Raw genomic sequence first — 973 nt, forward strand, 5'->3', positions numbered from 1 at the left:
GTTCCAGTTGGCGCTGGGCACGAAGGTGAGGCTGGCGCCATTGCCGGTGGCCGGCACGCTGTCACCGATGGCCAGCGTGACGCCATTGAGTTGCAGGGTGCCATTGGCCGGCAGGGATTTGATCACAAAGCTGGCAACGCTGCCATCGAGGTCCGAGCCGCTGAGGCTGACCGGAATACCGACCGCGTCTTCATTACCCGAACCGCTGGCGGCGTGAGTGTCCGGCGCATCGTTGACTGACGACACGCTGATGGTGCCGGTGGCCGGAGTGGCGTCTTCCAGCCCCTGGTTATCCACCGCGGCGTAATCGAAGGTCGCGGTGCCGTTCCAGTTGGCGTTCGGCACGAAGGTGAGGTTGGCGCCATTGCCGGTAGCCGGCACGCTGTCGCCGATATTCAGCGTCACGCCATTGAGTTGCAAGGTACCGTTTGCCGGCAGCGACTTGATCACAAAGCTGGCGACGCTGCCGTCGAAGTCCGAGCCGCTGAGGCTGACCGGGATACCGGCGGAGTCTTCATTACCCGAACCGCTGGCGGCGTGGGTGTCCGGCGCATCGTTGACCGAGGCGACGGTGATGGTGCCGGTAGCCGGGGAGCTGTCCTCCAGACCCTGGTTGTCCACCACGGCGTAGTCGAAGCTGGTGGTGCCGTTCCAGTTGGCGTTGGGCACGAAGGTGAGGCTGGCGCCGTTGCCGGTGGCCGGGACGCTGTCGCCGATGGCCAGCGTGACGCCATTGAGTTGCAGGACGCCATTGGCGGGCAGGGACTTGATCACGAAGCTGGCAACGCTGCCGTCGAAGTCCGAGCCGCTGAGGCTGACCGGGATACCTGCCGCGTCTTCGTCGCCGGTGGCGCTGGTGATGTGGGTGTCCGGCGCGTCGTTCACCGCCGTGACGGTGATATCCAGCGTCGAGCTGCTACCGGTATTGGTGGTGTAGGTGACCTGCGGGACGTCACCGTTCCAATTCTGCACC

General features: G+C 65.1%; 1 protein-coding gene. It reads right to left on the reverse strand.

Annotation, left to right across the window (positions count from 1 at the left end):
- Nucleotides 1–973: Ig-like domain-containing protein (locus tag E8E95_RS00040; RefSeq protein ID WP_280347114.1), on the reverse strand; the 973-nt coding region annotated here is incomplete at both ends.

Origin of the sequence: Pseudomonas sp. BN414, from assembly GCF_029871275.1 — a bacterium.
GTDB lineage: Bacteria > Pseudomonadota > Gammaproteobacteria > Pseudomonadales > Pseudomonadaceae > Metapseudomonas > Metapseudomonas resinovorans_C.